The following is an 18137-nucleotide window of genomic DNA, read 5'->3' as shown; positions in this document are numbered from 1 at the left end:
GACCGTAGTTGATCTGGACAAAGATCCGCAAATAGCCCGTCAGAAGAGGGTCAGCGGCTCGTTCGGCAGGGGCTCAGGCAGCGGCTCGATCTCGGGCAGCCGGCTCCGCACCTCATCGTGGAACCGCCGGGCGAGCATGAGGGCGTCGGCGTTGTCCGGGGTATGCACGAACACGGTCGGCGAGCGCCCTTCGCGCAGCCATTCGACAACCGTACCGACCCATTGCCGCCAGCCCTCGACCGTACGCTCCGTGGCGTCCCTGCCGAGGTAGCGAACGATCGGACGGTCTGTGAGTGCGGACGACCGGCGGGGCACGCGCGGTTTCTTCGTCCACGCATCTCGTTCGGCGTCGCTGGTCGGGGGGCTCTGGAAGAGGGTGGTGGTGTCGAACGGCACCCATTCGGCCTCAGCGCGGGCGAGAACGCTTTCGAGCAGCCGTACGGATCGCGCGTCATCGAAGAACGCACGGTGCCGAACTTCGACGGCGTACCTGTAGGAGCGGGGAAGCTGCCGAAGAAAGGCCGCCAGGGTGCCGAGCTCGGTCGGACCGAACGACCCCGGCAATTGGACCCAGAGCGCGTGAGCTCGCGATTCGAGCGGCTCAACCGCCTCCAGGAACGACCGGAGTTCCTCATCAATACCGGTAAGGCGGCGCTCGTGCGTGATCGACTTGGGCAACTTGACCACGAACCGGAAATCGGGCGCGGTCTGCCGGGCCCACGACTCCACCGTGCTCCTCGCCGGTGTCGCGTAGAACGTCGTATTGCCCTCAACCGCGTTACACCAGCTCGCATAGGCGCGCAGGCGTTCCCCGGGCGGAAGCGGATGAGGCAGAAAGCGCCCCTGCCATGGCACGTGCGTCCACATCGCGCATCCCACATGAAGCCGCATGACCCCGACGCTACCTTGCACAGCGTCTGAGCCTCACTCGATCCACCACCAGCCGTTACCGAGATCCCGAGTCGGGGCACCGAGATCGCCGGCCGCCGTTTGGAGCAGCCTTCGAGAATCTGCCGTACCCGGAATGTATGCGAACCCGACACCACTTTCAGCCCGCCACGGATCCACGAACACCGGGAAGTAGAGCCCGTTCTCTTGGGCTTGCACCTCTCCGTCCACGGCCAGAGAGCTCATCCACGCGGGCACCGCGACAGGCTGATCCCTCTCATAGGCGGCGGCGACTTCGGCGAAGGCCCCTCGACGAAGCCAGATCATGCTCTTCACGCTGGCGATGGGCCAGTCGGTGTTCCACAGAAAGGTGCCGATGACAACCGCGAGAACCAACCCGGCGAAGGCTCGGACGTACGACGCGATGGAGATGTACGCGATCACGGCGGTGAAGGTCCACAGAGCCGCCCACACCCACCCGAAACCGATCACCAGCCAGATGAACCGCCCAATCGCGTGAAAGGCCGGGATGAACAGGTAGTAGGTGGCAGCCAGGAACAGCCAGCCGGTAAATGTCATGAGGGCCGGCACCCTCCACCAACGAGGAGCCTTCCTCGCGGAGAACACCATGACGTGCAGTGTGATGCCCCAGCGAGCGGCCACACCACACCTTGATCGATAGCTTCACGCTATTTGCACAACATCCACAAACCTGACACAGACGCCGGCATTGCTGCACGATATGTGCCACTCAGTAGCACCAAATAGCACGCCATTGTAAGCTCGATGGGTGAGCACTCCTGAACCCGACCACTCTCACGAGATCTCCCAGCGAGACCTGCGTAACCGGTCAGCGGAGATCATGGATGGCCTGGAACGTGGCGAGCGATACGCCGTTACGCGTAACGGCCATCACATCGGCGACCTGATCCCTCTCCGCCGTCGGCGCCGAGCCGTCTCGCGGGCCGAGTTCGCCGCCGTATCCCGCGGCATGCCGCGGCTGGACGACCGGAAATATCGCGAGGACATGGATCGCCACGTGAACGACGATCTCTACGACCCCTACGACCGCGCCTTCGGCAGAGGCGAGTCCGCAGAGGACGAGGGATGACCCACGCTCAAGGCCTGCTCGACACCAACATCCTCATCTTGCGCGCCGGAATCGACCCCGACGAACTACCCGAGGAGATGATGATCAGCGCCATCACCACGGCGGAGCTGTCGGTCGGCGTGCTGGTAGCGACGGAACCACAAGAACTCGCCCAGCGCATGAAGATCCTGCAGACGGCCGAGGCCGAATTCGACCCCCTGCCCTTCGACGACACAGCCGCCCGTGAGTACGGCCAGTTGTGGACCGCCGTCATCGCCTCAGGCCGCAAACCCCGCCCCCGAACAGCGGACCTGATGATCGCCTGTGTGGCCATCGCGAACCGGCTGCCCCTCTACACCTGCAACCCCAAGGACTTCAAAGGCCTGGACCACCTGCTCACCGTGGCTCCAGTCACCCACCCGCGGTGAGACGTGCTGTACGGCCGCTACTGGGGCGCGCGAAGGGCCGGGCCGAGGGTTGACTGGACGTAGGTCATGGCCTCGGTGTACTTCGGGTCGCCGGCCCGTTCGCCGATCTGTTCCGGGGTCAGGTCGGCGACGCGTTCCTGGAGCCACCAGATGTTGCCCAGCGGGTCGCGTACGCGGCCGACCTTGTCGCCCCAGAACAGCTCAGTTGGCTGGGTGACGACGCTGGCCCCGGCTTGCACCGCGCGTTCGACAACCGCGTCCGCGTCGGCCACGTAGAGTCGCAGCAGTCCCGGGGTCTCGATCGGGAACGGCGAGTCGAACATCATCACGATGGAGTCGCCGATCCGCGCCTCGGCGTGGCCGATCGCGCCGCCGTCCACCTCGACACGGCTGAGCTCTTCGGCGTCGAACGCGTCCTTGATGAAGTCGAGGAGGCCGGCGGTGTCCTTGGTGACGATCCAGGGGGTGACGGTGTGGTATCCCTCGGGGACGGCGGGCAGGTTGGTTGCCATGAGGTTCGTCCTTTGCGTTAAGGGCCGTTCACCTCTGCCAGTCTAGCGGAACGGAATGATTTGTTCCGTTAAATGAGGCGCTGCTGGGCTCGCCGCAGGTGGGTGAGCATCGCCGCCCGAGCGAGCTCGGCGTCGCCGGCCGCGATGGCGGCGGCGATGTCCTGGTGCTCAGCGATGGTGGCGGACCCGAGTCGCGTGCTGTAGCGCTGGCGGAACAGGTGCAGGTGGCAGTTTGTCCGGACGAACGCCTGCAGGAGTTGGTCGTTGCCGGACAGTTCGGCGATCTGCCGGTGGAAGCGCTCGTCGTGGCCGGCCAGTTCGCGGTATGCCTGGTAGGTGTCGCCGGTCGGAAGCGTGTCGACGGAGTCCACCTCGGCCTGGAGGCGGGCGAGACTGGCGGCGTCGCGTCGCTGCGCGGCTCGTGCCGCGGCCCAGGGCTCGATGACCGTACGGAACTCGAACAGCTCCTTGACCTCGTCGGGCGTCAGGACCGGCGTGGTGGAGTAGCCGCGCAGCGCCTCCTTCCGGGCCAGGCCCTCCGACTCCAGCCGGATCAGTGCCTCGCGGATCGGAGTCGACGAAACGCGCAGGTCGCGGGCCAGTTGATCGATGCTCAGCCGGGCTTGCGGGGCGATGACATGATCCATGATCAGAGTCTTGATCGCCTCGTAGACGTCGTCGGTCAGGGACTGGCGGCTGGGCAGCGGAGCGATCATCGACTCCGCCGAGCTGCCGGCCGCGCCGCCGACTCGATCTCTGGCCATCACTGCTCCCCACGCCGCTGGACGTCATCCACTCCGCTGCAGCGTATCACGCACGATGCACGATTTCCGGCCCCTGAATACCCCCAAAGTGCCCCTTGACGGGGTCAATCACCAGTCGCTATACATCCATGAAATATCCTATAGGATCGATGATGTCGCGAGAGGCGCGGTCATGAAGCAAAGACCATTGACCAGGATCGGCGGAGTGGCTGCCCTCCTGGCGCTCGCCGTCGGCACCATGGCCGGTTGCACGAGGAAGAGCGACGACGCGGCGACCGGCGCGACCACCCGAAAGCCCGACCAGGTCAAAATCGCCCTGGTCCCGGGCGGTGCACACCCCTACTTCCAGCCATGGAAGGCGACCGGCGCCAAGGTGAAGACCGACCTGGGCCTGGGCGACGTCACCTTCAACGAGACCTCCGACTGGGATCAGACCAAGCAGAACGACGTCCTCAAGTCGCTCGCCGCCCAGGGCTACAACGCCTTCGGCGTCTTCGGGGTCTCCCCGGAGAACATCAACGCCACCTTCGAGGACCTCACGCGCCAGGGCTACCCGACCGCCTCCCTCGGCTCGTGCCCGGCCGGGGACGTCGACAAGGCCGCCTTCTGTCTGTCCACCGATGTCCAGCAGGCCGCGTACAAGGCCGCGCAGGCCGCGATCCAGGCCATGGACGGCAAGGGCAACCTGGTGCACCTGACCGGCAACAAGGTCGACTCCAACACCCAGCGCCGCATCGCCGGCGTGCAGAAGGCGGTCGATGAGACCGGTGGCAAGGTCAAGCTCCTGCAGACGGTGACCGACGTCGACAAGGACCTGCAGAGCGCGCAGAAGGCCGTCGCCGACCTGCTCGCCGCCAAGGGCACCGAGATGCAGGGCATCGTCAACACGGCCTACAACCCGGCGGTCGCCTCCGCCGACGGCGTCAAGCAGGCCAAGCTGCCGATCAAGGTGATCGCGATCGACGACGACGCGACCATCCTGGCCGGCATCCGGGATGGCTCCGTCGCCGGCACGGTGCTGCAGAACCCGGTCGGCCAGGCGTCCGTCGGCTCGTACGCGCTGATGAAGCTGGCCGGCGGCTGCACGATGAGCAAGCCGGGAGTGGCCGTCGACTCCGGCTCCTTCGTCGTCACCAAGGCCAATGTCGGCAGCTACGACGCCGAACGGCAGGCGAAGACCGAAGAGCTGCGCAAGGCCTTCGACAGCCAGTACCTCACCTGCAAGAGCTAGGAGCTTCGTTGCCCGCGATCAGTCACGTCGAGGCGTACCTTGTCGATCTGGAGGTCGAGACGGTACGTACCGACGCAGTCCAGTCGTTCCTCAAGCAGGAGACCGTCTTCGTCGAGATCGAGACCGATGACGGCGGCTCCGGGACCGGCTATTCGTACACGATCGGCACCGGCGGCACCGCCGTGCTCGCCCTGCTGCGCGACTACCTGTTGCCGCGGCTGGTCGGCGCGGACCCCAGCCGGGTGGAGGCGGTGTGGCGGGAGCTGTTCGCCGCGACGCGGGCCACCACGGTCGGCGCGATCACCTCGCTGGCCCTCGCCGCCGTGGACACGGCGCTGTGGGACTGGCGCTGCCGCGACGCCGGCCGGCCGCTGTGGATGCTCGCGGGGGGCGCGAAGGATCGCATCCCGCTGTACGACACCGAGGGCGGCTGGCTGCACCTGAGCACCGAGGAGCTGATCACCGGCGCGAAGACGAGCCAGGCCGCGGGCTGGCGCGGGGCGAAACTGAAGATCGGCCGTTCGCCCGTGCAGGACGCCGAGCGGCTGGCCGCCGTGCGCGCGGCCGTCGGTCCCCACTTCGACCTGATGCTCGACGCCAACCAGTCGCTCACGTCGGCCGAGGCCGTCCGGCGGGCCCGGCTCCTCGAACCGGCTGACCCGTACTGGTTCGAGGAGCCGCTGCCCGGCGACGACGTCGCGGGGCACGAGGCACTGGTCGCGGCGAGCTCGATCCCGGTCGCCGTCGGTGAGTCGCTGTATTCGGTGGCCCAGTTCCGCGAGTACCTGCACCGGCGGGCGGCCGGCATCGTCCAGGTCGACGTGGCCCGCATCGGCGGCATCACCCCTTGGCTGAAGGTCGCGCACCTGGCCGAGGCGTACAACGTCCCGGTCTGCCCGCACTTCCTCATGGAGCTGCACGTCAGCCTCTGCTGCGCGGTGCCCAACAGCGGTTACCTGGAGCACATCCCGCAACTGCGGGCGATCACCCGGCACGAGATCGAGATCGTGGACGGGCACGCGCTGGCTCCGTCCGCCCCCGGGCTCGGCATCGAGTGGGACCGCGACGCGATCGACGACCGGCGAGTCCGGTGAGCACGCGGACCGCGACGCCACCGGAGATCTCGCCGGCCGGACCGCGCAGGCCGCCGCGCATCCCGCTCTGGGCCAACCCCCGCCTCGGCCTGGTCGTACTGCTCGTCGGCCTGGTCGCGCTCTTCACCACGATACGGCCGGCGTTCCTGGACACCGGGCTCACGCTGGTGCCGTTGCAGTCGGACATCAGCGTGTACGCGGTCGTCGGGCTCGCCCAGCTCGCGGTCCTCTCCCTCGGGCACATGAACGTGGCCGTCGGCCGCATGGCGGCGATGAGCGCCTTCGCCATGGGGCTCGCCTACGACCGGCTCGCCGTGCCGCTGCCGGTCGGCCTGGTGATCGGGCTCGCCGTCGGTACGCTGCTCGGCGCGCTGGCCGGTCTGATCATCTCGCGGACCGGCGTCAACTCGTTCGTGGTGACGCTCGCGATGGACTTCGCCCTGGTGGGGCTGATCACGATCCTCTACACGAGGTTCACCGACGGGGTCGCCTTTAGCGGTCAGCCGGCGGGCATGACGGTGCTGCGCAACGACACGTTCGCCGACTACTGCGTGGGCGAGGTGTGCGGCCCGCGCGTTCCGCTGATCGTGCCCCTGGCGCTGGCCGCGGCGCTCGCGGTCGGGTTGCTGTTCCGCTATACCCGGCTGGGCCGGGAGATCCTCATGACGGGCTCGAACGAGAAGGCCGCCGAGCTGTCCGGCATTCCCACCAAGAACCGCGTCGTGCAGGCGCACGCGCTCAGCGGGCTGCTCGCGGGGCTGGCCGGGTTCCTGCTCGCGGCGAACAACGGGGCGTTCTCGGCCGGTATCGGGGACCAGTTTCTCCTGCCGTCGTTCCTGGGGCCGGTGCTCGGTGGCACGCTGCTCGCCGGCGGCGCGGTCAGCATCCTCGGCACGGTTCTCGGGGCGACGCTCACCCAGGTCATCTACAAGGGACTGAACCTGCTGCAGTTCCAGCTCGACGAGCTCAAGCTCTACATCGGGCTGGTGCTGCTGGTCGCCCTCTCGCTGGACCGGGTGCGTCACGTGGTCGCCGAGCGAAGGGGGGCGCGGGCATGAGCACCAGCCGTGCCGGCATGATCGCCGGCCGCCCGGAGTTCACCCTCGCGCTGCTGGCGGCGGCCGGTTTCGTCGCGCTGGCCGTCGCCACCGGGGGTGGCATGCTCTCCAGCGGCACGCTGGGCGCGTTCTTCCGGTTCCTGGCCGTCCCGATCATCATCGGGTTGTCCCAGATGGTGGTGCTCGCGATCGGCCAGATGAACCTGTCGGTCGGCGCGCTCACCGGGCTCTGCTCGATGGTCGCGGCCTGGCTGATGATCGACGCCGGGCTGCCGGCGCCGGTGGCCGTACTCGGAGCACTCGCCGTCGGCGGCGCCGCCGGCCTGGTCAACGGGCTGCTCGTCGTCTTCACCCGGATCAACGGCTTCATCGTCACGCTCGCCACCATGACCATCATCGAGGGACTCCGGTACGGGGTGAACGGCCCCGACACGTTCCAGGGCTATTCGTCTGGGTTGCGGGACTTCGGTCGCGCCTCCGTGCTCGGGCTGCCGGTGGTCTTCCTCGTCGCACTCGCCGTGGCCGCGCTCGTGGGGGTCTTCTTCGCGCGTACGGTCGCCGGCCGGCAACTGCTCGCCACCGGCGGGAGTCCCTTCGCCGCGCGGCTGTCCGGGGTCTCCAACGACCGGTCGATCATCGTGGCGCACGGGCTCAGCGGGCTGCTGGCCGGAGTCGCCGCGATCATCACGGTGGCCGCCTCCGGCTCGGTCAACTCCAGCATCGGCGACGACCTGCTGCTACCGAGCTTCGCCGCGCCGATCATCGGCGGGGTCGCGCTCACCGGCGGCGTGGTCAGCGTCGTCGGTACCTGCCTCGCGGCGTTCCTGGTCCGGCTGGTGGACGTCATGCAGGCCCAGTTCGGCATCAACCCGCGCTGGATCGACCTGATCGTCGGCGCGGTCGTCCTCGGCGCGGTGCTGCTCGGCACTGTCCGGCAGAGACTGTTGCGGAGGTCGTCGTGATCCTCACCGCTGAGGGCCTGGTCAAGACATTCCCGGGGGTACGCGCGCTGGACGGCGCCACCCTGCGCCTCACCGCGGGCAGCGTGCACGCGCTGCTCGGCGAGAACGGCGCGGGCAAGAGCACCCTGATCAAGATCTTGACCGGGGTGTACCAGCCGGACGGCGGTCAGGTGCTGCTCGGCGACACCGAATTGCACCTGACCGGTCCGCTGGACGCCCAGCGGGCCGGGATCGGCGTGGTGCACCAGGAACGCAACCTGATCCCCCAGTTCTCCATCGCCGAGAACATCGTGCTGCACCACCTGCCACGGCGCTTCGGACTGGTCGACCGCGCCCTGATGCGGGCCGAGGCCCGGCGCTGCCTGGACCTGCTCGACCTCGACCTCGATCCGGACACCCCGGTCTCCGGGCTCTCCGTCGCGCAGGCCCAACTCGTCGAGATCGCCAAGGCGCTCAGCATCGACAGCAAGGTGCTGCTGCTCGACGAGCCGACCGCATCGCTCACCGGCGACGAGGCCGACCGGCTCTACGCGATCGTCCGCAAGCTGCGCGACAGCGGCCACGCCGTCGTGCTGGTCAGCCACAAGCTGGAGGAGGTCTTCGCCGTCGCCGACACGGTGACCGTGCTCCGCGACGGGCGTACCGTCGCCGAGGCCGAGCCGCTGGCGGACTACACGCAGGACCGGATCGTCGATCTGATGGTCGGGCGGGCGTACGCCTCGGTGCGCCTCCCTGAGCGACAGATCGACCCCGAGACGCCGGCGGCGCTGCGCCTGCGCGGGGTGAGCACCGCGCGGGGCCACCGCGACATCTCCCTGTCCGTACGCCCCGGCGAGATCCTCGGGCTGTACGGCCTGGTGGGTGCCGGCCGCAGCGAACTGGCCAAGGCGCTGCTCGGGCTGGACCGGATCACGTCGGGCACGGTGGAGGTACAGGGCCGCCCGGTGCGCATTCGCGACGTCGGCGAGGCGCTGCGGCGCTACCGGATCGGTTACGTGACGGAGAACAGGAAGGAAGAAGGGCTCTTCCTCGACCAGCCGATCACCCGCAACATCGGCGTGACCGTGTGGCGGAGCATCGCCCGCGCCGGGCTGGTGACCGACCGGGCGGAGCGGCGGCTCTCCGAGGAGTATGCCGACCGGCTCGGCATCCGGGCCTCCTCGGTACGCCAGCTCGCCGGCCAGCTCTCCGGGGGCAACCAGCAGAAGGTGAGCCTCGCGAAGTGGCTGGCCGCGCGCTGCGAGATCCTGATCGTGGACGAGCCGACCGTCGGCATCGACGTACGTACCAAGGCGGCCTTCCACGAGCTGATCGCCGAACTGGCCGGCTCCGGGCTGGGGCTGCTGCTGATCTCGTCGGACCTGCCGGAGATCGTCACCCTCGCCGACCGGATCACGGTGATGAGCGACTTCAGCATCCGCGGCGAGCTGGTCAACGACCATGACTACGCCCGGATGAGCCAGGCGATCATCCGGTTGATCCACGCTGGGTCCGGATAGGTCAGTTCGGCGCCGTGTCGGTCCACTCCGCGACCTCGTACGTCTCGTACTCGGACACTTCGCCGGGCTTGTGGAACCGGTCAGGCTGGGTCCCGACCGTCAGGCGACGCGGCTTGCCGTCGTCCCCCGAAGGGAGTCTCCGGGAGCCATGCGGCGGCGTCGCCACGACGTCCCGCATGGCCAGCAGCGTTCCGTTGCCGGGGTTGATGATCCACTGGCGGCGGTACGTGCCGAGCTGCTTGGGCGCGGTGTAGAGGCCGAGGGGAACGGTCGTCTCCACCGGCAAGGAGATGACCACTCCGGGACGGCCCAGAGAGTCGGTCGTCTCACCCTCGACCTTGACGCCGGGCAGGGTGGCGAGCATCCGGAACGCGGCCGCCCGTACCTCCGGAGGTGCGGGTGCCCCGGCCAGCAGGGTGCCGGCCACGTCACTCAGCGCCCGGACGCGCTTGTCACCCCGCAGGGCCCGTATCGGCTGTTTTGTGGCCGTCGGAGCGTAGGCCTCCCAGTTGCCGTCGAGGTTCAGCAGGGCGTTCTCCAGTTGCTCGGGCTGGGTCGGCAGCGCGGCAACCTGTTCGGGGGTCATGCCGAAGAACCGTTGATCACTGTTCTCGCGGCACGTTTGCTCCCTCTTCGTGGCTTCCAAGAACAGGGTGCCGGCCCCTACCTCGGTGGGGAACGACACCTTCATGGGCGCTCCCGCCCGCTGCCATTTCCGCTTGTCGTCGGCGGTCCATGGGCGGGCGGGCAGGTCCTGGTGGGTGAAGCACGACTTGCCGCCGCGATCGGTCCAAAGGTCGTACCGCATCCTCGCCTCGACCTTGTAGTGGTCCGCCGCGCTCTCGCCGACCGCGTAGATCTTCCCGGCGAGGCGGGTGGTGTGCCAGTATGTGCCGATCTTCCCCTTCCGCACGTTGGTGGCGGCAACCAGCAGTGCGTTGCCCGGCTCGTGCAGAACCTCATGGGCAGGCTGGTCCCTGTCCGAGGTCAGAGAGATGATGGCCACGGTCCCCGCGACCAGAGCGGCCGTCGCCACCATGCTCAGCATCGGAACCCTGAAGCCGCGGCGGGTGCGCGGCGGAGGGCCGGAGCGCCAGTTGGTTCGCAGGGCGAGCCGGTCCGGGTTCTCCTGACGGGCCAGTGTCGTGCGTACCTGCCGTAGGGCGTCGATCTCATCCATCGTTCTTCTCCCCGGGGAGGGCATTACGGAGCTTTATCCGGGCCCGGTGAATCTTGGCTTTGACGGTGCCGAGGGGCAGATCCAAAGTCGCGGCGATCTCGGCGTACGACAGCTCGCCCCAGGCGAGCAGCAGAACGGCGCTGCGGTCCTGGGCGCTCAGCGAGGCGAGTGCCTTCGCCAGACGAGGGCCGTGCGCCGCGGCGGCCACCCGATCGCTGACCAGCTCGGCGAGGCCGTCCTCCGCGGGGTCCACGCCCGTTCGGGCGAACGCCTTGTACATGCGGGTTTCCTGCCGATGGTGCTTGGCGATCACATTGCTGGCGATGCCCCACAGCCACGCGCCGAACTCCGCTCGCCCGTCGAACCGCGCCCGCTGCCGGAACGCGGTGGCGAACGCCTCCGCCACGACGTCATCGGCGAGAGCGAGTCCGAGGCGCCGCTTGATGTAGGCATGGAGTCGTGGGGCGTGGCGGCGGAACAATTCGCCGAAGGCCTCAGGGTCTTCCAGAGAGGCGGCAACCACTTCCAGGTCGCCGAGCTTCTCCGTAGGTTGACTCACCACTCTCGCCGTAACCATGGGGTGGTGTGTCCCTTCATGGGTGCTTCCTTCGTTTTCGAGGTGCTGACAATCTCCTCTATCCCGAAGGCGGCTCCCAGGTTGCGACTTACTCGTGGGCCGCGATGTGTTTGTCGAGGAAGGCGAAGGTGCGCTGCCATGCGTCGTCCGCTGCCGGCCGGACGAGGCCATGACGCAGCGGGAAAAGCGCGAGTTTCGCGACCGGGTGATGACCGTCGGTCATGAAGGAATGCCCGGCAGCCGGATAGATCTCCACATCGTGCTCGACGCCGAGCGTCCGCATGTGCTCCTGCAGCCGCGCACCGTGCGACCGGAAGCCCAGGTCGCGACCGCCATAGGAACCCACGACCGGGCACACCGACCGCAGCTCTTCCTGGTCTCGGGGGACCGCGCCGTAGTTCGCCGATACGGCTCGCACGCCGGGCGGCTCGCTCGCCGCGTACGCGAGGGCGAATCCACCGCCCATGCAGAATCCGATCACCCCGAGCCGGCCGCCGTCGACGTCCTCGCGGTCGGCCAGCCATCGCCGGGTCGCGTCGATGTCGGCGGCCGGGCGGCCCGGTTTTCCGGTCGCGAGTTGGTGCATGGCTCGGGTCAGGCACCCGATCCTGGTGCCGTGGCTGTACAAATCAGGCAAGACTGCTGCGTAGCCATGTGCGGCGAATAGGTCTACTACATCAAACATGTCCGGTTCGACGCCGTAAATTTCGTGCACGACCACCATTCCCGGCCATCCGGCCGCGGGCGCGGTCCCTTTCGGTAGTGCCATCGTCGCCGTTAGTGAACTGCCGTCCGGTAGCGGAATGCTTACTGGTTGTCTCATCCGCGCTCCTTAAGAGATGGCCAAATCTATGATTTTGGCCGCGCAAAAAGATATGCTCCTCCTGGCTTGGTCGAAGGCGCCACCGGCAAAGCGCTCCCCTCGATATGCGGGTGATATGCGGGTGCTATGCGGGGCCTCGATTACCGTCTGCTCCCTGAGTCATCTGAAGAAACTGAGCGCCTAACCGTATCCCCCCATACGCACCTGTTCAGAGAGGTGAGCATGCCCGCACCCAGCAGGCCGACCGTCCGATCCGCGATCACCGCGCTAGCGGTCACTTTCGCGGTGGCGCTGATCCCCCAGGCCGCCTCAGCGCAGGCCGCCGGCGCACTGGCCGTGTCACACAAGAGCCCGTTCAACTGCGGGAAGACGTTCTACGCCAACAACTGGACCCCCACCCACAACCCGTCGGGCTCCATCGACTGGCAGAACTACGGCAGCGACGCCATCAACGGTGAGACCGTGCGGGCCACCGCCGCGGGCACCGCGACCTTCTACAACGCGGGAAGCACCAGCTACGGCAGGTGGGTGGAGATCCGTCACAGTGACGGCACCAGAACCCGGTACGCCCACCTCGCGACCCAGGTGAAGTCGCCCGGCAGCTCCATGACCGTCAGCCAGGGCACCGTGATCGGGACCGTCGGCTCGACGGGCGGGTCGAACGCTCCGCACCTGCACTACGAACAGCGCACCTCCAGCGGTGGGATGGACACCAGCCCGACCGTTGAGGGCACGACCGTGTCCTTGGGCACGAAGAAGGCCCTCAAGAGCACCAACGGGTGCGGCGGCGGTGGCAGCCCCACCAACCCCAACACCCCGGAGAGCGTCTGCGGCAGCGGCTTCACGGTCATCGACTCGGCCGCCCTCACCGGTGGCCGCACCTACCTGCTCTACAACTCGGGTAACAAGAACAACTGCGTCGTCACGCTGAAGACGACGAGCCTCGGCACGGCGACGTCGGTGTCGGCGTTCCTGCAGCCGAAGGGCGAGAGCAAGGCGACCGACTCGGGCAAGTTCGAGTACTACGCGGGGCCGGTCAAGCGTGACGCGGCCGGACAGTGCGTCGTGTGGGGCGGCTCGGTCGGCAGCAGCACCTACACCAGCCCTTCCGAGCACTGCGGATAGTTCTCTCAGCTCGGCAACACACGTCAAAGGCCACTACCCGATCGGGGAGTGGCCTTTCTCGCGGTTGGGCGCCCACAGCCGGTCGGCGTCGCCGGCGGCGAGCCGGCCTCGGTAGACGTCGATCTTGTGGTCGATGAGCTTGAGGTTCTCCTGTATCTCGGCGAGCTTGGCGCTCACGTCGGCGCGGTGGGCCTCCATGAGGGCGAGTCGTTCCTGCTCGTTGCCGTGCCCGGCGGCGACGAGCTGGGCGTAGCGCCGGATGGTCTTGATGGGCATGCCGGTGGCCCGCAGCTTGGTGCAGACCTTGATCCAGTCCAGGTCGAGCTGCTGGTAACGCCGCCGGCCGCCGGCGGTGCGGTCGACGGCGGTGACGACCAGGCCGGCGCGTTCGTAGTAGCGCAGGGTGTGCACGCTCACCCCGGTGCGGCGGGCGGCCTCGGCGATGCTCAGGCCCGCCTGGGGGACAGAGCGCTTGACTTCGAGCACGCTCTAAATTCTAGCGTCGTGGTCATGGCTACCTCAATGCTGCCGAAGACCACGGCCGACGAGCTCAGCCGCGGCCGCAGGCTCCTGGTTCTCGCGATCTGCTGCGCCAGCATCGTCGTCGTGGTGATGGACATCTCCATCGTCAACGTCGCGCTGCCTGCGATACGCCGCGACCTGCACGCCTCGGTGTCCGGCCTGCAGTGGACGGTCGACGCGTACACCCTGGTGATGGCCGGCTTCCTGGTGCTGGGCGGGTCGACCGCCGACCGGGTCGGCCGCCGACGCGTCTTCCAGATCGGTCTCGCCGCCTTCGGGCTCGGCTCGCTGCTGTGCAGCCTGGCGCCGACGATCGGCTGGCTGATCGCGGCGCGTGCGCTGCAGGCAGTCGGTGGCACGATGCTCAACCCGGTGGCGATGGCGATCACCGCCACCACGTTCCCCGACCCGGCCGAGCGGGCCAGGGCGATCGGGGTGTTCGGCTCGATGTCCGGCCTGTCGCTGGCGCTGGGGCCGATCCTCGGCGGCGCCCTGGTCGACGGCCTCGGCTGGCGCTCCATCTTCTGGATCAACGTGCCGATCGTGGCCGCCGCGATCGTGTGCACCGCGCTGTTCGTACCCGAGTCCCGCGCCCCCCGAGCGCGCCGGTTCGACCCGGTGGGCCAGGCGCTGGTGATCCTGATGCTGGTCGGCGTCGTCTACGCGATCATCGAGTCCCGCACGCTGGGCTGGACCTCGCCGGTCATCCTCGGCCTGCTCGCCGTCTCCGTGCTCGGCGCGCTGGGCATCCTCGGCTACGAAGCGCGCCGGGCGGACCCGCTGCTGGAGCTGCGCCTGTTTCGCAGCGTGCCGTTCAGCTCGGCGATCCTGATGGCGCTGTTCGCCTTGTGCGGGTTCGGCGCGTTCCTGTTCGTGACCACCCAGTACTTGCAGGACGTACGCGGCATGTCGGCGCTGACGGCCGGGCTGTGCCTGCTCCCGGTCGGGGTGCTGGTCGTGGTGCTGTCCCCGTTCACCGGCCGGCTGGTCGGCAGACGCGGTCCTCGGCTGCCGCTGGTGGTCGCCGGGGCCGCGCTGGCTCTGGGTGGCGGCGCGTCGCTCTGGCTCGGCCCGGCCACCCCGCTGCCGGTCGTACTCGCGATCTATCTGCTGTTCGGTGTCTTCCTGGGCACAGTGAACCCGCCGATCACCAACACGGCGGTCTCCGGAATGCCCCGCTCGATGGCCGGGGTGGCCGCCTCATTGGCCTCCGCCGGTCGGCAGACCGGCACCACCCTCGGCGTCGCGATCTCCGGGGCGATCGTGGGATCGGCCCTGGCCGGCGGCGCGACGGCGTACACGGACGCGGAGCACGGCGTGTGGTGGTTGGTGCTCGGGCTCGGGATCGGCATTCTGATCTTGGGGCTGCTCAGCACGGGGCGCTGGGCCTCGGACACCGCCGGGCGGGCGGCGGCGCTGTTCGAGGAGGTGGACCGGGGCGCGGATCTTGGGGAACACCCGGCCGGCACATAACTCCGCAACGAGACAAACGTTGCCAACACGGCGCTAGACTTGCATAACTCGTTATCTTGTATCTTTCGTGTTTATGTAGGTAGGTTTGGCGCTATGACCGCATCCAGGACTCCGACCACCGCCGAGGAGCTGCGCGGTGCGGGCCTCCGGGTGACGGCCGCCCGCGTCGCACTGATCGAGACCGTCCGTGACGGTGACCACCTCGACGTCGAGGCGATCGCCGCCGGGGTACGCGATCGCGTGGGTCACATCTCCCTGCAAGCCGTATATGAGGCCCTCAACGCGCTCACGGCGGTGGGCCTCGTACGCCGCATCGAACCGGCCGGCAGCCCGGCCCGGTTCGAGGGACGCGTCGGGGACAACCACCACCACGTCGTGTGCCGGTCGTGCGGTGTCGTCGCCGACGTCGACTGCGCGGTCGGCGAGGTGCCCTGCCTGACCGCGTCCGACGCCCACGGCTTCTTGATCGACGAGGCCGAGGTCATCTACTGGGGCCTATGTCCCGACTGTTCCAGCGCCAGCAGTTCCTGAGCACCGTGATGCCCAAAGTCCGGAAGGATTCCCATGTCCGAGAACCATGATGCAATCGTCACCGACGCGAAGGCGGAGGGCGGGGGTGGCTGCCCGGTCGCGCACGAGCGCGCCCCGCACCCGACGCAGGGCGGCGGAAACCGCCAGTGGTGGCCGGAGCGGCTCAACCTGAAGATCCTCGCCAAGAACCCCGCCGTGGCCAACCCCCTCGGCGAGGACTTCGACTACGCCGAGGCGTTCAAGAGCCTCGACCTCGCGGCCGTGAAGCGGGACATCGCGGAGGTGCTGACGACCTCGCAGGACTGGTGGCCGGCCGACTTCGGCAACTACGGCCCATTCATGATCCGGATGGCGTGGCACAGCGCGGGCACCTACCGGATCAGCGACGGCCGCGGCGGCGCCGGGGCCGGCCAGCAGCGCTTCGCCCCCCTCAACAGCTGGCCCGACAACGGGAACCTCGACAAGGCCCGCCGCCTGCTGTGGCCGGTCAAGAAGAAGTACGGCCAGAAGCTCTCCTGGGCCGACCTCATGATCCTCACCGGCAACGTCGCCCTGGAGTCGATGGGCTTCAAGACCTTCGGCTTCGGCGGCGGTCGTGCGGACGTATGGGAGCCCGACGAGGACGTCTACTGGGGTCCCGAGAGCACCTGGCTCGGCGACGAGCGCTACACCGGCGACCGGGAGCTCGAGAGCCCCCTCGGCGCGGTCCAGATGGGCCTCATCTACGTCAACCCGGAGGGCCCGAACGGCAACCCGGACCCGCTCGCCGCGGCCCGCGACATCCGTGAGACGTTCCGCCGGATGGCGATGAACGACGAGGAGACGGTCGCCCTGATCGCGGGCGGTCACACCTTCGGCAAGACGCACGGCGCCGGCCCGGCGGAGAACGTCGGCGCCGACCCCGAGGCGGCCTCGATCGAGGACCAGGGCTTCGGCTGGAAGAACAGCTTCGGCACCGGCAAGGGCGCCGACGCGATCACCAGCGGCCTTGAGGGCATCTGGACGAACACCCCGGTGACGTGGGACAACAGCTTCTTCGAGATCCTGTTCGGCTACGAGTGGGAGCTGTTCAAGAGCCCCGCCGGCGCCAACCAGTGGCGGCCGAAGGACGGCGCCGGGGCGGGCACCGTCCCCGACGCCCACGACCCGTCGAAGCGCGTCGCGCCGACGATGCTGACGACCGACCTCTCGCTCCGCGTCGACCCGATCTACGAGCAGATCTCGCGACGCTTCCTCGAGAACCCCGACGCGTTCGCGGACGCCTTCGCCCGGGCGTGGTTCAAGCTCACCCACCGCGACATGGGCCCGATCGTGCGCTACCTCGGCCCGGAGGTCCCGGCCGAGAGGCTGCTGTGGCAGGACCCCCTCCCCGCGGTCACCCACGAGCTCATCGACGCCGCGGACATCGCCGCCCTCAAGGGTCAGATCCTCGCCTCGGGCCTGTCGGTGTCCCAGCTCGTGTCCACCGCGTGGGCGTCGGCCTCGAGCTTCCGTGGCAGCGACAAGCGCGGCGGCGCCAACGGCGCGCGCATCCGCCTCGAGCCGCAGAGCGGATGGGAGGTCAACGACCCCGACCAGCTGGCGATCGTGCTGCGCACCCTGGAAGGGATCCAGCAGGCCTTCAACGCCGCCCAGACCGGCGGCAAGCAGGTCTCGATCGCCGACCTGATCGTGCTCGCCGGTGCCGCGGCCGTCGAGCAGGCGGCCAAGAACGCCGGCTTCGACGTCGAGGTCCCCTTCACGCCGGGCCGTGCGGACGCCTCGCTGGAGCAGACCGACGTGGAGTCGTTCGCCGCGCTCGAGCCGACCGCCGACGGGTTCCGCAACTACCTCGGGAAGGGCAACCGGCTTCCGGCCGAGTACCTGCTGCTCGACCGGGCGAACCTGCTCACCCTGAGCGCCCCCGAGCTGACGGTCCTCGTCGGTGGCCTTCGCGTCCTGGGCGCGAACTACCAGCAGTCGCAGCTCGGCGTCTTCACCACGACCCCCGGGTCGCTGACCAACGACTTCTTCGCCAACCTGCTCGAACTGGGCACGACGTGGCACGCGACGTCCGAGGACGCGAACACCTTCGAGGGGCGCGACGCCGCCACGGGCGCGGTCAAGTGGACCGGCAGCCGGGCCGACCTCGTCTTCGGGTCGAACTCCGAGCTGCGCGCACTCGCGGAGGTCTACGCGAGCGATGACGCGAAGGAGAAGTTCGTGAAGGACTTCGTCGCGGCGTGGGACAAGGTGATGAACCTCGACCGGTTCGACCTCGTCTGACGCCGTCAGCGCGCTGACCTGCTCCGATAGTGGACGTGTAGCGATCGTGTAGTCCCCGCTACGAGAGTCGTTCCTGTCCCTCACGGGGACAGGAACGAAAGGGGAAGATCATGAT

At 68.4% G+C, this 18137-nt stretch carries 19 protein-coding genes; 11 read left to right on the top strand and 8 right to left on the bottom strand.

Features of this window, described 5'->3' with window-relative positions:
* Positions 1 to 39: 39 nt before the first annotated feature.
* Complete coding sequence (locus tag AB0B91_RS46585) at positions 40 to 867, bottom strand: DUF72 domain-containing protein (RefSeq protein WP_358335570.1); 828 nt, start codon at positions 865 to 867, stop codon at positions 40 to 42.
* A 57-nt stretch (positions 868 to 924) separates the two neighbouring features.
* The gene (locus tag AB0B91_RS46580; RefSeq protein WP_358335205.1) at positions 925 to 1551 is read right to left on the bottom strand and encodes a hypothetical protein; all 627 of its coding nucleotides are present in this window, start codon (positions 1549 to 1551) and stop codon (positions 925 to 927) included.
* Between the two features lie 127 nt (positions 1552 to 1678).
* Here AB0B91_RS46580 and AB0B91_RS46575 point away from each other — a divergent pair, with 127 nt between their 5' ends.
* Complete coding sequence (locus AB0B91_RS46575) at positions 1679 to 1999, top strand: prevent-host-death protein (RefSeq protein WP_358335202.1); 321 nt, start codon at positions 1679 to 1681, stop codon at positions 1997 to 1999.
* Positions 1996 to 2406: a type II toxin-antitoxin system VapC family toxin gene (locus AB0B91_RS46570; RefSeq protein ID WP_358335199.1), complete on the top strand. Its 411-nt coding sequence runs from the start codon at positions 1996 to 1998 to the stop codon at positions 2404 to 2406. Before AB0B91_RS46575 ends, AB0B91_RS46570 begins: the two co-directional genes overlap by 4 nt.
* A 17-nt stretch (positions 2407 to 2423) precedes the next feature.
* Here AB0B91_RS46570 and AB0B91_RS46565 read toward each other — a convergent pair whose 3' ends face one another.
* Both AB0B91_RS46565 and AB0B91_RS46560 read right to left on the bottom strand, forming a co-directional pair.
* A complete protein-coding gene (locus tag AB0B91_RS46565; RefSeq protein WP_358335196.1) occupies positions 2424 to 2918 on the bottom strand; it encodes a VOC family protein in 495 nt (164 codons plus the stop codon).
* A 68-nt stretch (positions 2919 to 2986) separates the two neighbouring features.
* Positions 2987 to 3682, bottom strand: a complete 696-nt coding sequence (locus tag AB0B91_RS46560) for a GntR family transcriptional regulator (RefSeq protein ID WP_358335194.1) — start codon at positions 3680 to 3682, stop codon at positions 2987 to 2989.
* Between the two features lie 205 nt (positions 3683 to 3887).
* Here AB0B91_RS46560 and AB0B91_RS46555 point away from each other — a divergent pair, with 205 nt between their 5' ends.
* Genes AB0B91_RS46555 through AB0B91_RS46535 form a run of 5 tightly spaced genes read left to right on the top strand, consistent with a single transcriptional unit; the run spans position 3888 to position 9526 of the window.
* Positions 3888 to 4913: a sugar ABC transporter substrate-binding protein gene (locus AB0B91_RS46555; RefSeq protein ID WP_358335191.1), complete on the top strand. Its 1026-nt coding sequence runs from the start codon at positions 3888 to 3890 to the stop codon at positions 4911 to 4913.
* A gap of 8 nt (positions 4914 to 4921) precedes the next feature.
* Complete coding sequence (locus AB0B91_RS46550; protein WP_358335188.1) at positions 4922 to 6007, top strand: mandelate racemase/muconate lactonizing enzyme family protein; 1086 nt, start codon at positions 4922 to 4924, stop codon at positions 6005 to 6007.
* Positions 6004 to 7065 carry an ABC transporter permease gene (locus AB0B91_RS46545; RefSeq protein WP_358335185.1) on the top strand — a complete coding sequence of 354 codons (1062 nt, stop codon included), beginning with the start codon at positions 6004 to 6006 and terminating at the stop codon, positions 7063 to 7065. The genes AB0B91_RS46550 and AB0B91_RS46545 overlap by 4 nt, the downstream gene beginning before the upstream one ends.
* Positions 7062 to 8027 (top strand): ABC transporter permease, encoded by a 966-nt coding sequence (locus AB0B91_RS46540; protein WP_358335182.1) that lies wholly within the window; start codon positions 7062 to 7064, stop codon positions 8025 to 8027. The genes AB0B91_RS46545 and AB0B91_RS46540 overlap by 4 nt, the downstream gene beginning before the upstream one ends.
* The gene (locus AB0B91_RS46535; protein WP_358335179.1) at positions 8024 to 9526 is read left to right on the top strand and encodes a sugar ABC transporter ATP-binding protein; all 1503 of its coding nucleotides are present in this window, start codon (positions 8024 to 8026) and stop codon (positions 9524 to 9526) included. Before AB0B91_RS46540 ends, AB0B91_RS46535 begins: the two co-directional genes overlap by 4 nt.
* 1 nt (position 9527) lies before the next feature.
* Here AB0B91_RS46535 and AB0B91_RS46530 read toward each other — a convergent pair whose 3' ends face one another.
* The 3 genes from AB0B91_RS46530 to AB0B91_RS46520 form a co-directional block, all read right to left on the bottom strand.
* On the bottom strand, positions 9528 to 10706 hold the full coding sequence (locus AB0B91_RS46530) for a CU044_5270 family protein (RefSeq protein ID WP_358335176.1): 1179 nt from the start codon (positions 10704 to 10706) through the stop codon (positions 9528 to 9530).
* On the bottom strand, positions 10699 to 11265 hold the full coding sequence (locus AB0B91_RS46525; RefSeq protein ID WP_358335173.1) for an RNA polymerase sigma factor: 567 nt from the start codon (positions 11263 to 11265) through the stop codon (positions 10699 to 10701). Before AB0B91_RS46525 ends, AB0B91_RS46530 begins: the two co-directional genes overlap by 8 nt.
* A 106-nt stretch (positions 11266 to 11371) precedes the next feature.
* On the bottom strand, positions 11372 to 12106 hold the full coding sequence (locus AB0B91_RS46520; protein ID WP_358335170.1) for a dienelactone hydrolase family protein: 735 nt from the start codon (positions 12104 to 12106) through the stop codon (positions 11372 to 11374).
* A 222-nt stretch (positions 12107 to 12328) separates the two neighbouring features.
* Between AB0B91_RS46520 and AB0B91_RS46515 the strand changes: the two genes are divergently transcribed.
* Positions 12329 to 13231 carry a M23 family metallopeptidase gene (locus AB0B91_RS46515; RefSeq protein WP_358335167.1) on the top strand — a complete coding sequence of 301 codons (903 nt, stop codon included), beginning with the start codon at positions 12329 to 12331 and terminating at the stop codon, positions 13229 to 13231.
* A 33-nt stretch (positions 13232 to 13264) separates the two neighbouring features.
* Here the strand turns inward: AB0B91_RS46515 and AB0B91_RS46510 are convergent, their stop codons facing one another.
* Complete coding sequence (locus AB0B91_RS46510; RefSeq protein ID WP_358335164.1) at positions 13265 to 13717, bottom strand: MerR family transcriptional regulator; 453 nt, start codon at positions 13715 to 13717, stop codon at positions 13265 to 13267.
* A 24-nt stretch (positions 13718 to 13741) separates the two neighbouring features.
* Between AB0B91_RS46510 and AB0B91_RS46505 the strand changes: the two genes are divergently transcribed.
* The 3 genes from AB0B91_RS46505 (at position 13742) to katG (ending at position 18022) form a co-directional block, all read left to right on the top strand.
* The gene (locus AB0B91_RS46505; RefSeq protein ID WP_358335161.1) at positions 13742 to 15226 is read left to right on the top strand and encodes an MFS transporter; all 1485 of its coding nucleotides are present in this window, start codon (positions 13742 to 13744) and stop codon (positions 15224 to 15226) included.
* A 93-nt stretch (positions 15227 to 15319) separates the two neighbouring features.
* A complete protein-coding gene (locus AB0B91_RS46500; RefSeq protein ID WP_358335158.1) occupies positions 15320 to 15757 on the top strand; it encodes a Fur family transcriptional regulator in 438 nt (145 codons plus the stop codon).
* 33 nt (positions 15758 to 15790) lie between these two features.
* Entirely contained in the window at positions 15791 to 18022 is a 2232-nt protein-coding gene (gene katG, locus AB0B91_RS46495; protein ID WP_358335155.1) for a catalase/peroxidase HPI, read from the top strand.
* The last annotated feature ends 115 nt before the right edge of the window (positions 18023 to 18137 follow it).

The organism is Nonomuraea sp. NPDC049141 (assembly GCF_040648415.1).
GTDB lineage: Bacteria > Actinomycetota > Actinomycetes > Streptosporangiales > Streptosporangiaceae > Nonomuraea.
Note: the sequence above shows the minus strand (reverse complement) of the source record. Positions and strands in the feature narration are given on the sequence as shown.

What these genes read in the sequence shown, in the direction of transcription:
- AB0B91_RS46520 (WP_358335170.1), bottom strand. Translation starts at nt 12,106, where the DNA reads ATGAGACAACCAGTAAGCATTCCGCTACCGGACGGCAGTTCACTAACG.
- AB0B91_RS46585 (WP_358335570.1), bottom strand. Translation starts at nt 867, where the DNA reads ATGTGGACGCACGTGCCATGGCAGGGGCGCTTTCTGCCTCATCCGCTT.
- AB0B91_RS46570 (WP_358335199.1), top strand. Translation starts at nt 1,996, where the DNA reads ATGACCCACGCTCAAGGCCTGCTCGACACCAACATCCTCATCTTGCGC.
- AB0B91_RS46540 (WP_358335182.1), top strand. Translation starts at nt 7,062, where the DNA reads ATGAGCACCAGCCGTGCCGGCATGATCGCCGGCCGCCCGGAGTTCACC.
- AB0B91_RS46500 (WP_358335158.1), top strand. Translation starts at nt 15,320, where the DNA reads ATGACCGCATCCAGGACTCCGACCACCGCCGAGGAGCTGCGCGGTGCG.
- AB0B91_RS46565 (WP_358335196.1), bottom strand. Translation starts at nt 2,918, where the DNA reads ATGGCAACCAACCTGCCCGCCGTCCCCGAGGGATACCACACCGTCACC.
- AB0B91_RS46560 (WP_358335194.1), bottom strand. Translation starts at nt 3,682, where the DNA reads ATGGCCAGAGATCGAGTCGGCGGCGCGGCCGGCAGCTCGGCGGAGTCG.
- AB0B91_RS46515 (WP_358335167.1), top strand. Translation starts at nt 12,329, where the DNA reads ATGCCCGCACCCAGCAGGCCGACCGTCCGATCCGCGATCACCGCGCTA.
- AB0B91_RS46530 (WP_358335176.1), bottom strand. Translation starts at nt 10,706, where the DNA reads ATGGATGAGATCGACGCCCTACGGCAGGTACGCACGACACTGGCCCGT.
- katG (WP_358335155.1), top strand. Translation starts at nt 15,791, where the DNA reads ATGTCCGAGAACCATGATGCAATCGTCACCGACGCGAAGGCGGAGGGC.
- AB0B91_RS46505 (WP_358335161.1), top strand. Translation starts at nt 13,742, where the DNA reads ATGGCTACCTCAATGCTGCCGAAGACCACGGCCGACGAGCTCAGCCGC.